13 protein-coding genes and 2 tRNA genes are annotated in these 13,397 nt (G+C 70.2%); 7 read left to right on the forward strand and 8 right to left on the reverse strand.

Going from position 1 to position 13,397, the window contains the following annotated elements; genetic code table 11:
- Positions 1–24: 24 nt before the first annotated feature.
- On the reverse strand, positions 25–2,409 hold the full coding sequence (ppsA, locus tag E5S66_RS07590) for a phosphoenolpyruvate synthase (protein ID WP_138348636.1): 2,385 nt from the start codon (positions 2,407–2,409) through the stop codon (positions 25–27).
- A 79-nt stretch (positions 2,410–2,488) separates the two neighbouring features.
- On the opposite strand from ppsA, the gene ppsR reads away from it, so the two are divergent.
- The 4 genes from ppsR to E5S66_RS07610 all read left to right on the forward strand — a co-directional run bounded on the left by ppsR (position 2,489) and on the right by E5S66_RS07610 (position 4,121).
- Positions 2,489–3,310, forward strand: coding sequence for a posphoenolpyruvate synthetase regulatory kinase/phosphorylase PpsR (ppsR, locus tag E5S66_RS07595; protein ID WP_138348637.1), 822 nt, complete (start codon positions 2,489–2,491; stop codon positions 3,308–3,310).
- Between the two features lie 96 nt (positions 3,311–3,406).
- Positions 3,407–3,889, forward strand: a complete 483-nt coding sequence (locus E5S66_RS07600; RefSeq protein WP_138348638.1) for a DUF1249 domain-containing protein — start codon at positions 3,407–3,409, stop codon at positions 3,887–3,889.
- A gap of 57 nt (positions 3,890–3,946) precedes the next feature.
- Positions 3,947–4,022, forward strand: a tRNA-Ala gene (locus E5S66_RS07605).
- A 23-nt stretch (positions 4,023–4,045) separates the two neighbouring features.
- Positions 4,046–4,121 (forward strand) — tRNA-Glu (locus tag E5S66_RS07610).
- Positions 4,122–4,246: 125 nt separating this feature from the next.
- On the opposite strand, the gene smpB is transcribed toward E5S66_RS07610, so the two are convergent.
- Positions 4,247–4,741 (reverse strand): SsrA-binding protein SmpB, encoded by a 495-nt coding sequence (gene smpB / locus E5S66_RS07615; protein ID WP_028839653.1) that lies wholly within the window; start codon positions 4,739–4,741, stop codon positions 4,247–4,249.
- 58 nt (positions 4,742–4,799) lie between these two features.
- Between smpB and E5S66_RS07620 the strand changes: the two genes are divergently transcribed.
- Complete coding sequence (locus tag E5S66_RS07620) at positions 4,800–5,231, forward strand: type II toxin-antitoxin system RatA family toxin (RefSeq protein ID WP_028839654.1); 432 nt, start codon at positions 4,800–4,802, stop codon at positions 5,229–5,231.
- Positions 5,231–5,509, forward strand: a complete 279-nt coding sequence (locus E5S66_RS07625) for an RnfH family protein (RefSeq protein ID WP_138348639.1) — start codon at positions 5,231–5,233, stop codon at positions 5,507–5,509. The genes E5S66_RS07620 and E5S66_RS07625 overlap by 1 nt, the downstream gene beginning before the upstream one ends.
- A gap of 7 nt (positions 5,510–5,516) precedes the next feature.
- On the opposite strand, the gene E5S66_RS07630 is transcribed toward E5S66_RS07625, so the two are convergent.
- Complete coding sequence (locus E5S66_RS07630; RefSeq protein ID WP_138348640.1) at positions 5,517–5,909, reverse strand: outer membrane protein assembly factor BamE; 393 nt, start codon at positions 5,907–5,909, stop codon at positions 5,517–5,519.
- A 144-nt stretch (positions 5,910–6,053) separates the two neighbouring features.
- Between E5S66_RS07630 and fur the strand changes: the two genes are divergently transcribed.
- A complete protein-coding gene (gene fur, locus E5S66_RS07635) occupies positions 6,054–6,452 on the forward strand; it encodes a ferric iron uptake transcriptional regulator (protein ID WP_038053660.1) in 399 nt (132 codons plus the stop codon).
- A 1-nt stretch (position 6,453) separates the two neighbouring features.
- Here fur and E5S66_RS07640 read toward each other — a convergent pair whose 3' ends face one another.
- The 5 genes from E5S66_RS07640 to E5S66_RS07660 are packed head-to-tail and all read right to left on the reverse strand — an operon-like array spanning position 6,454 to position 13,386.
- Positions 6,454–8,220, reverse strand: a complete 1,767-nt coding sequence (locus tag E5S66_RS07640) for a carboxypeptidase regulatory-like domain-containing protein (RefSeq protein ID WP_138348641.1) — start codon at positions 8,218–8,220, stop codon at positions 6,454–6,456.
- Between the two features lie 8 nt (positions 8,221–8,228).
- A complete protein-coding gene (locus E5S66_RS07645; protein ID WP_138348642.1) occupies positions 8,229–10,352 on the reverse strand; it encodes a DUF4175 domain-containing protein in 2,124 nt (707 codons plus the stop codon).
- A complete protein-coding gene (locus E5S66_RS07650; RefSeq protein WP_138348643.1) occupies positions 10,349–11,497 on the reverse strand; it encodes a BatA domain-containing protein in 1,149 nt (382 codons plus the stop codon). Before E5S66_RS07650 ends, E5S66_RS07645 begins: the two co-directional genes overlap by 4 nt.
- On the reverse strand, positions 11,494–12,378 hold the full coding sequence (locus E5S66_RS07655) for a DUF58 domain-containing protein (protein ID WP_138348644.1): 885 nt from the start codon (positions 12,376–12,378) through the stop codon (positions 11,494–11,496). The genes E5S66_RS07650 and E5S66_RS07655 overlap by 4 nt, the downstream gene beginning before the upstream one ends.
- 9 nt (positions 12,379–12,387) lie before the next feature.
- On the reverse strand, positions 12,388–13,386 hold the full coding sequence (locus tag E5S66_RS07660; RefSeq protein WP_138348645.1) for an AAA family ATPase: 999 nt from the start codon (positions 13,384–13,386) through the stop codon (positions 12,388–12,390).
- Positions 13,387–13,397: the final 11 nt, after the last annotated feature.

The following is a 13,397-nucleotide window of genomic DNA, read 5'->3' on the forward strand; positions in this document are numbered from 1 at the left end:
GGGGGCAAGGTCAAGCCGCCCGCGTCAGTGCTTGGCCTTGGCCAGCGCCAGCCAGGTATCGACCACGGTGTCCGGGTTCAGCGACACCGATTCGATGCCCTGTTCCATCAGCCATTGCGCAAGGTCCGGGTGGTCGCTGGGGCCCTGGCCGCAGATGCCGATGTACTTGCCCTTGGCCCGTGCCGACTTGATCGCCATCGAAAGCATCTTCTTCACCGCCGGGTCGCGCTCGTCGAACAGGCCCGCGACGATGGCCGAGTCGCGATCCAGGCCCAGGGTCAGCTGGGTCATGTCGTTCGAACCGATGGAAAAGCCGTCGAAGATCTCCAGGAACTCGTCGGCCAGCAGCGCGTTCGACGGTACCTCGCACATCATGATGATCTTGAGGTCGTTCTCGCCCTGCACCAGGCCGTTCTCGCGCAGCACTTCGATGACCTTGCGGCCTTCGTCCAGGGTGCGCACGAACGGGATCATCACCCAGACATTGTCCAGGCCCATCGCCTCGCGCACGCGCTTGACCGCCACGCATTCCAGCGCGAACGCGTCCTTGAAGCTGGGGTCGATGTAGCGCGAGGCGCCGCGGAACCCGATCATCGGGTTCTCTTCATGCGGTTCGTACTTCGAGCCGCCGAGCAGGTTGGCGTATTCGTTGGACTTGAAGTCCGACAGGCGCACGATCACCGGCTTCGGATACACCGATGCTGCGATCGTCGCGATGCCTTCCTTCAGGCGCTCGATGTAGAACTCCACCGGGCCTTCGTAGCCGGCGATGCGGGCGTCGATCTTCGCCTTGGTGTCGGCGTCCTGGCTGGCGTATTCCAGCAGTGCCTTGGGATGCACGCCGATGTGGCTGGCGATGATCATCTCCAGACGGGCCAGGCCGATGCCCGCATTGGGCAGCTGGCCGAAGTCGAAGGCGCGGTCCGGGTTGGCCACGTTCATCATGATCTTCAGCGGCGCCGGCGGCATGTTGCCGAGGTCGGTGGTGGTGCGCTCGAAGGGCAGGGCACCCTTGTAGATGAAGCCCGTGTCGCCTTCGGCGCAACTGACGGTGACGGTATCGCCATCGCGGATCGAATCCAGCGCGTCGCCGGTGCCGACCACCGCCGGCACGCCCAGCTCGCGCGCGATGATCGCTGCGTGGCAGGTGCGGCCGCCGCGGTTGGTGACGATGGCGGCGCTGCGCTTCATCACCGGCTCCCAGTCGGGGTCGGTCATGTCGGCGATCAGCACGTCGCCGGGCTGGACGCGGCTCATGTCCTCCAGCGAACGCACCACCCGCGCCGTGCCGCTGCCGATCTTGTGGCCGATGGCGCGGCCTTCCGACAGCACCTCGCCGCGAGCGCCCAGGGTGTAGCGCTCGATCTGGGTGGCATGCGCGCGTGACTTCACCGTCTCCGGGCGCGCCTGCAGGATGTAGAGCTTGCCGGTGTGGCCGTCCTTGCCCCATTCGATGTCCATCGGCCGGCCGTAGTGCTGTTCGATGACCAGCGCCTGCCTGGACAGCTCCTGCACGTCGGCGTCGCTGATCGAGAACTTGCCGCGCAGATCGGCCGGGGTGTCCTCGGTGCGCACGCGCTCGCCCGGCGCATCGGAATAGACCATGCGCAGCTGCTTGCTGCCCAGCGAGCGGCGCAGGATCGCCGGCTTGCCGGCCTGCAGGGTGGGCTTGTAGACGTAGAACTCGTCCGGGTTGACCGCGCCCTGCACGACCATCTCGCCCAGGCCATAGCTGGCGGTGACGAACACCACGTCGCGGAAGCCGGATTCGGTGTCGAGGGTGAACAGCACGCCGGAGGCGCCGACGTCGGAGCGCACCATCAGCTGGATGCCGGCGGACAGGAACACGTCCTCGTGGGCGAAACCGTGGTGCACGCGGTAGGCGATCGCGCGGTCGTTGTACAGGCTGGCGAACACTTCCTTGACCTTGCGCACTACGTCATCGGCGCCGGTCACGTTGAGGAAGGTTTCCTGCTGGCCGGCGAAGCTGGCGTCCGGCAGGTCTTCGGCGGTGGCGGAGGAACGCACCGCGACCGCGATGTCCTCGCTGCCCGCATCCGCGCACAGCTGCGCGTAGGCGGTGCGGATATCGGCATCCAGCTGCGGCTGCAGCGGTGCGTCGATCACCCAGCCGCGGATCTCGGCACCGGCCTTGGTCAGCGCCGGCACGTCTTCCACATCGACCGTCGCCAGCTTGTCGTAGATGCGCGCATGCAGGTCGTTGTGGGCGATGAAGTCCTTGAACGCATCGGCGGTGGTGGCGAAGCCGCCCGGCACCGAGACGCCCAGCTCGGCCAGCTGGCCGATCATTTCGCCGAGCGAGGAATTCTTGCCGCCCACCTGGGCGAGGTCGGACAGGCGCAGGTCGTGCAACCAGAGGACGTTGCTGGTCGAGGCGGGGGTGCTCAAGAGTGGCTCCGTGGGGGGCGTGGCGGCGCAGGCGCGCGGAAGTCCGTTATTTTACCCCGAGCGCCCCCGAGGAATCCCGATGGAAGCCGTTCGTCCCGTGTTCTATGTCTCCGATGGCACCGGCATCACCGCCGAAACCATCGGCCACAGCCTGCTGACGCAGTTCAGCGGGGTGCGCTTCTCCAGCGACCGCCTGCCGTTCGTGGACACGCCGGAGAAAGCCGTGGAGGCCGCCGAGCGCATCCGTGCCGCCGGCGAGGCGCGGGGGCTGCGGCCGATCGTGGTCAATTCCTGCGTCGACCCCAACCTCAACCATCTGCTCGCCGAAAGCGGGGCGCTGATGCTGGACGTGTTCGCGCCGTTCATCGCGCCACTGGAACAGGAGCTGGGACGCAGCCGCGAGGCGCAGATCGGCCGCGCGCACGGGATCGTGGATTTCGCGATCTACCATCAGCGCATCAACGCGATGAACTACGCGCTGACCCACGACGACGGGATCAAGCCGGACTACTCGGATGCCGACGTGATCCTGGTCGCGGTCTCGCGCGCCGGCAAGACGCCCACCTGCGTGTACCTGGCGCTGCAACACGGGGTCAAGGCCGCCAACTATCCGCTGACGCCCGAAGACCTGGAAGGCGAGCGCCTGCCGGCCAGGCTGCGCCAGTACCGCGGCAAGCTGTTCGGGCTGACCATCGACCCGATGCGGCTGCACCAGATCCGCCAGGAGCGGCGGCCGGATTCGCGCTATGCGCAGCTGGACACCTGCCGTCGCGAAGTCGCGCAGGCGGAGACGATGCTGCGCCGCGAGGGCATCGAACTGCTCAGCACCACCAATGCCTCGATCGAGGAAATCGCCAGCCGGGTGATGAAGCACCTGGGCATCAACCGCGAGATGTACTGAGCGGTTTTCAGGGCGCGGGAAACTCCATCAGCCTCCGCCCGCGCGATGCCCGCGTCAATCCTGCCGCGCGCGTCGGCGCGCGTGTACGATCGATCCATGACCACCGCACTTGCACGCCGCGCCCGCGTTCCCGCCATCAGCCGCTTCGGCTGGCTGATGGGCCTGTATTCGGAGAACCATGCGCGCCTGCAGCGGCTGTTCGAAGTGTCCGACCTCGGCTGCGGCACATACGTCTCTGCGATCGGTGACGGCCTCGACGTGCGGCTGGAAGTGATGGAGCGGCACGCCTACACCAGCGAGATGCGCATGAGCTATGGCCTGATCGATCCGCAGACCGGCATGGCCGATCCGTCGGCGAGCCTGCGCCTGTACCGCGATGCGCGCCAGGTGGAAGCCACGCACTGCTATGCCGGCAGCCGCTGGCAGGATGTCATCGGCATGTATCCGCCACCGCAGCGCATCCTCGATCATCGCCTGCGCATGAACACATTCCTCGGCAAATGGCTGCAATACCTCGCCGAACGCGGGCATGGCGTGGCCACGCTGCACGCCGATGAAGACGTGCTGAAAATTTATTGAGAAAACGCTTGACGGTTCCTGATTTCACCCCCAGAATGCGCGTCTTTCCAGCCCCGTGGGGCCATAGCTCAGCTGGGAGAGCGCCTGCATGGCATGCAGGAGGTCGGCGGTTCGATCCCGCCTGGCTCCACCACGTTTCAAAGCGTTTCCGGTTCTGTCCCCATCGTCTAGAGGCCTAGGACATTACCCTTTCACGGTAGCGACCGGGGTTCGAATCCCCGTGGGGACGCCACCTTCGGAATCGGTAAAACGTCGCAACACACGCAAGCGGTCGCCCCAGTGGCGGCCGTTTTCGTTTGTGCGTTCCATGCGCGCGCGGCTTTCGCGCATTGATGCGCGCGCCCTGCGGCGCGCGGCTCAGGCGTCCTTGTTGTGCCGGCGCATCACGCGCTGTTTCTCGCGGTTCCAGTCGCGCTCCTTGCTGGCCTCGCGCTTGTCATGGGTCTGCTTGCCCTTGGCCAGCGCCAGTTCGACCTTCACCTTGTTGCCCTTCCAGTACAGCGCCGTTGGCACCATGGTGAAGCCGTCGCGCTGGATGCGGCCCATCAGCATGTCGATCTCGTGCCGGTGCAGCAGCAGCTTGCGGGTGCGGCGATCATTGGCGATGACGTGGGTGGAGGCCTGGATCAGCGGGGTGATCTGCGCGCCGATCAGGAACAGCTCGCCTTGCAGCACCACCGCATAGGCGTCGCCGATGTTGGCGCGGCCGGCGCGGATCGCCTTCAGCTCCCAGCCCTGCAGCGACAGACCGGCCTCGAACTTCTGTTCGAAGCTGTATTCGTGGCGCGCGCGCTTGTTGAGGGCGATGGTGCCGCCGCCGTTTGGCTTATCCTTGCCGTTCTTCTTGCTCATCCCGTCATTCTCGCCGATCCGGACGCGCCGCGTGCGTCCGCCCGGCCCGGATCTTTCGATGCCCGTCATTCTGCGCAGCGCCCTGGTCGAACATTCCGCGTCGCGGATGTTCTCGTTGGTCAATGATGTTGCCGCCTATCCGCGCCGGTTCGAGTGGTGCCGGCAGGCGCTGTTGCTGGAACAGGACGAAGGCCGCCTGCTGGCGCGGCTGGATCTGGGCGTCGGCGGCTTCCATACCTGGTTCACCACCGAGAACCTGCTCAGCCCGCCGCACCACATCGACATGGCGCTGCGCGACGGGCCGTTCCGGCGCCTGCAGGGGCGCTGGGAGTTCCATGCGCTGGACGAGTCCGCTTGCAAGGTCACGCTGCGGCTGGACTTCGAGCCGCAGAACCGGCTGCTGGCACCGGCGCTGCAGCTGGGCATGCAGGGACTGGCCGACCGCATGGTGGACGACTTCGTGCGCGAGGCGGACAAGAGGCAAGACTGATGCGCGTGCAGCTGCTGCGCGCCTGGCCGCACCGCGCCGAGCACATTGACCTGGAATTGGCGGTGGGCGCCTGCGTCGGCGATGCGCTGGAGGCGGCCGGCTGGCGGCTGGAAGGCGAGTTCGTCGCGCTGGCGGTGTTCGGGCAGACGGCGACTCTGCACACGCGCTTGCATGCAGGCGACCGGATCGAACTGCTGCGCGCCCTGCAGTGCGATCCCAAGCAGGCGCGCAGACGGCGCGCCGGGAGCGCGGCGCCACGCGGGCGCCAGCGCAGTTGACGCCGCCTCAGCGGCGGCGCTTGTTCTTGTCCTTGGCCAGGTTCGGGCCGAAGTAGCGGATCGCGTTGCGCGACAGCTCGGAATCCTGCTCCGGGAAATACTCGCCTTCCCAACGCGACAGCTGGCCGTTCTCGAACCACAGCGTCATCGTCTTCACTTCCGGCGCGCCAGTGCGGCCGATGCGCTGGCTGGCAACGTAGTCCCAGCGGTCGTGGTGGAACGGGTCGCGGATCGACGGCGTGCCCAGCAGCACCATCACCTGCTGCCGGTCCATGCCCGCCTGCAGCTGATCGACGGCGCCCTTGTCGAGCAGATTGCCCTGGAACACCGGCTGGCGGTACAGCAGGCCGCAGCCGCTGACCAGCAGGGTTGCAAGGAGAATAAGGAGCAGCTTGCGCATCGGCAGGGCGGGGCAGTGGCGGAAGTGCCGATGATACACTCCCGGCACGCCGCATCGACCCGCCCAATCCGCGTTCGCGCTTGGCGCGACGGCTGCGTTCACATGCCGGCATGCGGCACTGGATTGATTCACGGAGAGATGTCGATGTCGCAGGATCTTCGCAAGGTCGGGCTCAAGGTCACCCATCCGCGGCTGCGCATCCTGGAACTGCTGGAGCACGCCAAGCCGCGGCACATGACCGCCGAGGACATCTACCGCCAGCTGCTGGCGGAGTCCGAGGAAATCGGCCTGGCCACCATCTACCGCGTGTTGACCCAGTTCGAGTCGGCCGGACTGGTGCTCAAGCACAACTTCGAGGGCGGCACCGCCGTCTACGAACTGGACCGCGGCGAACACCACGACCACATGGTCGATCTGGATAGCGGCAAGGTGATCGAGTTCCACAGCGACGAGATCGAGCAGCTGCAGCAGAAGATCGCCGCCGAGCACGGCTACGAGATCGCCGACCACGCGCTGGTGCTGTACGTGCGCAAGAAGCGCTGAGTCACCGCGCCTGCGGCGATGCGCGCCGCCGTTCCAGCCACCACGCCAGCACTGCCAGCATCAGCCACCCGGCCAGCCACGGCCACGTCGCGCCGCGCTGCGTGGTCGCGGAACGCGTTGCCTGCACGGTGGGCGATTGTGCGGCAAGCGCCATGGTGGCATCGAAGCGCCGCTGCGCCTGCCAGGCCAGCCCCGCATCTGCCGGCAGCACCGCGAATGCGGTTTGCGTGCTGCGCGCCTGCAACCGGTGCCAGCCGGGGATGCGCGGCCAGAACGCGGCGCAGCTGCGCGCACCGCTGGCCGGATCGATGGCCAGCGCCATTCGGTTGCCGTCGGGGGCGATCACCGCAGCGTTCCCTTCGACACCGCACAGCAGCGCACGCTGGCCAGTCCAGATCGGACCGGCAGGCGGTGCCGGCGTGGCAGCAGTAGTTGAACGGGCGATGCCCGCCAGCAAATCGCTCCACAGGCGCGCATGCACGGCGGCGTGGCCGGCCAGCGGCAGCCGGTAGCTGTCGGTCAGTGCCACCAGCCCGACCCGGCCGCGCCCCAGTGGACGCCACCACGCCAGCGGCTGCGCCTGCACGTCGCGCAGCAGCGGCAATGCATCGCCGGCCTGCACGGCCGCCACGGTTCGGCCCAGGCCCGGCAGGGCGGTGGTCTCGCCAGCGGTTCGCAGGGGCGTGTTCGCCAGCTGCACCGCCGCGTTGCCGTTGCCCGCATCCACCGTATAGCCCCAGCCGCGCAGTCGGGCGCGCACGACCGGCGACAGCGGCACATCCAGCCGCAGCAGCAGGCCCAAACCGTCGCGGACGGCGCGGGTGAGCGCGCGCAGTTCGGCATCGCCCAGTGCCTGCAGGCTGCGGGTGTCCAGCAGCACCGCGTCGAACCGGCGCAGGCTGGCATCGTCCAGCGCCACCGGCGCATCGCCCAGCACCAGCCCGGCACCGACGCTGACCCGCGTGTGCAGGCCGACGCCGGCATCCAGCGCCCAGCGGCGCAGGTACTTCAGTTCGGGATCGGGCGCGCCGGCCAGCACCAGCAGCCGCGGCGCGGCGGGCGCGATGACCTGCAGCGGCAGCGGCAGGCTGTCGCGGACCTGGCCCTTCGCATCGCGCAGGCGCAGCTGGAAGGAGAACGCGCCGACGCTGCGCGCCACGCCCTGCAGGGCGAAACTGCCGTCTGCAGAGGCGGGCGTGCGTGCGATGACACGCACCGCGGGATCCAGCAGTTCCAGCGTGCCGGCCTCGATGCCGCCAATCCGGCCACGCACGCGGAAGGCATTGCCGGGCGCGACCGTCGTCGGCGCCTGCAGGTCAACGATGCCGGCCGGGCGCGGTGCGGGATGGAAGCGCAGCGGGAGTCCGCGGGCGGCGTCCACGTCGCGCACGTCCAGCCCGCTGCCGACGATGCGCAGGCCGCGGATGCCGGGGTGGCGGCGCAGGGCGGTGGCAAGGTCGGGCGCGGGCTCCGTGCCGGTGTGTGCCGGCGCTTCCGGCAGTGCGATGCGCAGCGTGTCGGCATCGGCCGCAGCGGGATTCGCGCCGGCGGTATAGACGGTCATAACGCCGGCATCGAGCGGCCGCGCCGGCGGGAACAGACCGAAGAACAGCAGCGCCGCCAGCAGCGGCTGCGCCATCAGCAGCAGCGTCAGCTTCCAGCGCGGCGCAGGCTGCGTGCGATCGCGGCGCAGGTGACCTTGCAGCAGGCGCGCGCAGGCCAGCAGCACGGTCAGCGCCAGCACGATGGCAGTCAGGACTTCAGGCATGGCCGCGGTCATCGCTTCGCCTCCGCATCCAGCGCGTCGAGATAGCGCCGCCCCTGCGCGTCCGGCGCCGGCCGGCGCGCGACCGCTGCCGTCGGCGTCGGCAGCAGCGGCCACAGCAGGGCGCGCAGGTGGTCGCGGCACGCGGCGCAGGCGGGGTCGCGCTGCAGCGCGTCCAGCGCGGCCTGCAGTGCCAGCGGATCGGCGGCGCGCTGGCCGTGCCGGCGCAACCACGCCTGCAGCGCGGCCAGCGACTGCGTGGGCACCGCGCGCGCCGGCGCGGCGTCGAGCTGCTGCCATAGCGTGGTGATGTCGGCATCGACCGGCGGCGCGGCGCGCAGCGGGTCCGGGCGCGACGCCAGTCCTTCGCGCTTGCCGCCAAGGCGGCGACCCTCGTCGATCGGCGGCAGCTGCGGGCCCACCCGCGCCAGATAGATGCGTTCGGCCTGCTGCACCTGCTTGATGTAGCCCAGCGCCTTGTAGGCGAACGGCAGCGCTCGCTCGGGATGGCCCTGGCGCAGCTGCAGTTCCGACTGCCACATCTGGTCCAGCGCCAGCTTCAGGGTGGCGCGGGTCTGCGGGTCGAGCAGGGTGGCGGCTTCGGCGTGGTCGTGGGTGTGGCCGTAGGTTTCCAGCAGGTCGACGTCCTGGCCGAAGGTGGTGGCGGGCGCCGGCGCCGGATGGTCGTGGCCGGCATGGTCGCCGCCATCCTCCGCGTCGTGTCCGCCCGCATCGGCGGTGGGCAGCGTCGGGCCGTCCTCGGCTTCCTCGCCCAGGAACTGGCCGTAGCGCAGGCGCAGGATGCGCTGGTCCACGCCGAGTGCATCGGATTTCTGCAGGTAGCGTTCGGCGGCGAGCTTGGGCTTTTGCTTCAGCAGCGCTTCGGCGTCGAGGATGATCTGCCGCTGGCTGCGGAAGTACGCCGGCAGGACCCGCTTGACCACGCCCTCGATGCCGCTGGGCTCCTCGCTGGCAGCAGCCTGCAGGCGCAGGATCAACGCCGGGCTGCGCACGACCTGCGGCTGCGGGCTGCGGTTGTCCTGCGCCACCAGCCGCGCGATCAGGTCATCCCCCGGCTGCAGGCCCAGCGGCGCAAGCGCCAGGCGGTGGTTGAAGCGGCGGCGCAATGGCGTGCCTTGCCCGCGCAGCGGCAGGCTGATTTCGCGGAAGCTGATGTTCTCGCCGCTGCCCTGCGCGAGCGTGAGCTGCAGCGTGGCCTGCGTGGCGACGCCGTAGTCGTCCTCCACCTCGAAGGCCAGCTCCCAGCCGGGCTGCCCGGGCGGCGCGATGCTCAGGCTGCGCGCCGGCGCCAGCACCTTGAGCTGCGGCGGGCGGTCGGGCAGGGCATCGAGGCGGTGCGGCTTGCCGGCATCGAGGAGGCGGCCATCGAGTTCGATGCGGTAGAGCACCGAGGCATCCAGCCGCAGCCCGGCCTGCCAGCCGCCGTCACGCGGTTGCAGCGGCAGGCGCCGGCCATCGAGGAAGACCAGCGCGACGCGATCCGGCGTGCCGTTGAATGCCAGCATCCAGCGCAGCTGCGTGCCCTGCGGTGCGGAGGCAGACAGTGCGCTGACCCGGCGCACGGGCAGGCCGGTATAGCGGGGCGGCGTGAGCTGCAGCTGGCTGGATGTCAGCCGCAGCGGCGAGGCTTTGATGGAGGCGGCGGGCGCGACTCGCGCCGATGAATCCGGTGCGCGCTGCGGCCACAACAACGCAGAGGCCAGCAGCAGCGCAGCCGCCAGCGTGGAGGCAGCCAGCCGCGGCCACGGCCAGGCGATGCGCAGGTCGGCGGGATGCGCCGCCAGCCGCTGCTGCAGGCGCTGGCGCTGCAGCTGTTGCAGCGCGCCGCCTGCGGGTGGGGCCGCGAGCAGGTCGGCGCTGTCTTCCATGTCGCTGCGCGCATTGAGCGCACGCAGCAGCCAGCGCAGATCCAGACGCCGCCACTGCAGGACGGCGACGAAAGCGAGCAGCAACAGGCCGATGCCGACCACAAGCAGCGCCGGGGTGCGTCCTCCGAAACGCAGCGTGCAGGCGGCAAGCGCCGCCAGCCACGGCAGTGCGAACGCGACAAGGATGGTGAGCGCGCGAAGCCGCGCCGCGCGCCAGGCTGCATGCGGCAGTGCGTCGGCACTCATGCACTGGCTCCGCGGCGGCGGGCGGTGGCCAGCCAGCGTTCGATGGCGAACAGCAGCGCGATCAGCACGGCCAGCCACGGCTGCAGGTCGCGCGGCGCCGCTGGCTGCGCGCGGGCGCCGGCGGTGGGTGCGAAGGCGCGGGCATCGGCACGGGCGGGCGGCTGCATCGTCGGTGCCAGCGCCTCGCGCAGGCGCTGCGGGAATTCGGCTTCCAGCAGCAACGGCATGTCCGCCGGGCGCAGCGGTTGGCGGAAGCGCAGCAGGCGCCCGCGGCCGAGACTGCCGCTTTCCAGCAGCGGAGCGCCCGCAGCATCGTGGAGGACGGGCGCCAGCGCGATGTCTGCGGGCAGCGGCGCGTCGTGCGCGAGCAGCACGCTGCCGCCGCGTGCGATCCAATCGCGCAGCGCGCTCGGCATCGGTGTCGAAGACAGCCATGCGGCGATGGCGCTAGTGGCGGGAGGCGTGGCACCGGCGGCGAGATCGAATACCTCCACTTGCCACGCCCGCGCCGCGGCGCGCAGCGGGCGCAGGGCGGCGGCGTGCCCGGCATCGGCATGCAGGTAAAGCGTCGGCGGCGGTTGTCTGGCGGCCGGTCTCGATGCGGCCGGCACCGAATCGACGACCCGCCAATCCAATTCGCGTGACAGCTGCGGAATCCGCCCATCCGCGCCGTCGAAGCGGGCCGTGGCCAGCACTACCAGCGGCACGCCGGGTGGCAGATCCGCATCCAGTTCGCGCAGCAGGCTGAAGATGGGCTGCGGCGTGGCGGGCGGTGGCGCATCGAGCGCTGGCAGTCCCTGCGCCAGCCAGTGGCGACGCGCGTTTTCCGGCAGCTGCTGCGCGGGCAGGGCGGATGCCGGCACGCCCGGCATGACCACCACTATCGGGCGCAGGTCCGGTGCACCGTGCAGCACCGGCCGCGCCAGCCACAGCGCCAGCAGGGCGAGCAACAGCAGGCGCAGCAGCAACAGCGGCCATTCGTCGAAGCGCAGCCGCCGACGCGGACGCGGGCGGGCGCGCAGCCAGCGCAGCGCGGCAAAATCCAGCGGGCGCACGTTGTCGCGGCGCGCCAGGTGCAGCAGCAGCGGCAGCAGCAGGCTGGCCAGCGCCGCCAGCGCGGCGGGCAGGAGCAGGGACAGGCTCAAGGCCGCCCCGGCGCGAACAGCTGCCGCAGCGGCTGGTCCAGCGGCTCGTCCAGCACGTGGCGGGCGTGGACGACGCCGGCCGCGTCGAGGCGCGCATCCAGCTGGCGCTGGGCCTCGGCGAAGCGGCGCAGGTAATCCTCGCGCAGCAGGCGGCCGTCGCCGGGCAACTGTTCACCGGTTTCGGGGTCGCGGAACAGGTGGCCATCGGTGAACGGGAAGTCGCGCTCTTCCGCGGTCAGCAGCTGCAGGAACAGCACCTCGCGGCCGGCCTTGGCCAGCGTTTCGGCCAGCGCCACCGCGTCTTCGTCGAAACCGTCGCTGAGCAGCACGACCAGGTCATGGCTGGCAATCCGTTCCCACAGCGGGTTGAGGCGATCGCCCTGCGGAAAACCGCCGCGCGCCTGCACCGCGTGCAGCGCCAGCCACAGGCGATCGCGCCCGCGCGGGCCGTGGCCGGGCGGCAGCAGCTGCAGGCCGCCTTCGGCCAGCACCACCAGTCCGAAGCGGTCGCCCTGCGCCAATGCCAGCTCGGCGATGCAGGCAGCCAGCGACTTCGCCGCGTCCAGGCGGCGCCATTCGGGGTTGCTCTGATCGGCCTGCGCCATCGAGGCGCTGGCGTCCAGCAGCAGCCATACGGTCAGCGGGCTTTCGCGTTCGGCTTCGCGGACGAAGAAGCGGTCGGCGCGGGCGTACAGCTTCCAGTCGATCTGGCGCGGCTCGTCGCCCGGCTCGTAGCCGCGGTACTGCGCGAACTCCAGCCCGGCGCCACGGCTGGGGCTGCGATGCGCGCCGATGCCGCGTTCGCCGCGCGCACGCCGCACCTGCAGGCGCAGGAACTGCAGCCGGCTGCGGACGTCGGGCGGAATCAGCGGCGCGACCATCGACGGCGGTCAGGCGGCGTAGGGCACGTCGCGCAGCAGCATTGCGACCACGTCGTCGGCGGACTTCTGCTCCGCCTCGGCCACGAACGACAGCAGCAGGCGGTGGCGCATCACCGGCGCGGCCAGCGCGATCACGTCGTCGCGGGTGGCGGCCAGCCGGCCGTGCAGCAGCGCGCGTGCCTTCGAGGCCAGCACCAGCGACTGCCCGGCGCGCGGGCCGGCACCCCAGCGCACGTATTTGCGCACGTCCTCCGGCGCACCCGCATCGCGTGGGCGGCTGGCGCGCACCAGCCGGGTGATCCAGTCCAGCAGGTCGTCGCCCACGTGCACCTCGCGCACCAGCGCCTGCAGCGCCAGCACTTCGCTGCCGTCCATCACCATCGGCACCTGCGCGGTGGCGCTGCCGGTGGTCTGGGCGATGATCGCGCGCTCCTCGGCGGCGTCCGGGTAGTCCACCTTCACGTGCAGCAGGAAGCGGTCCAGCTGTGCTTCCGGCAGCGGGTAGGTGCCGGCCTGTTCCAGCGGGTTCTGCGTGGCCAGCACGAAGAACGGCGCCGGCAGCGGGTAGGTGGTGCCGGCATAGCTGACGGTGCGTTCGGCCATCGCCTCCAGCAGCGCGGCCTGCGTCTTCGGCGGGGTGCGGTTGAGTTCGTCGGCCAGCAGCAGGTTGGTGAACACGGGGCCCTGCTGGAAGCGGAACGCGCGCCGGCCGGTGCCGTGGTCTTCCTCCAGCAGCTCGGTGCCGAGGATGTCGCTGGGCATCAGGTCCGGGGTGAACTGCACGCGCCGGAACTGCAGCGCCAGCGCCTGTCCCAGCGAGCGCACCAAGAGGGTCTTGCCGAGGCCAGGCACGCCTTCCAGCAGGCAGTGGCCGGAGGCCAGCAGGCCGATCAGCAGCTGTTCGACCACCGCCTGCTGGCCCACCACCGCTTGGCCGATGGCCTCGCGCAGCCGGTCGAGGCGCTGGAACTGCTGCTGGAGGCTGGCTTCGCTTGCGGCAAGGGTCATGGCGTTTTCCG

This window comes from Thermomonas fusca, from assembly GCF_005862345.1.
Lineage (GTDB): Bacteria > Pseudomonadota > Gammaproteobacteria > Xanthomonadales > Xanthomonadaceae > Thermomonas > Thermomonas fusca.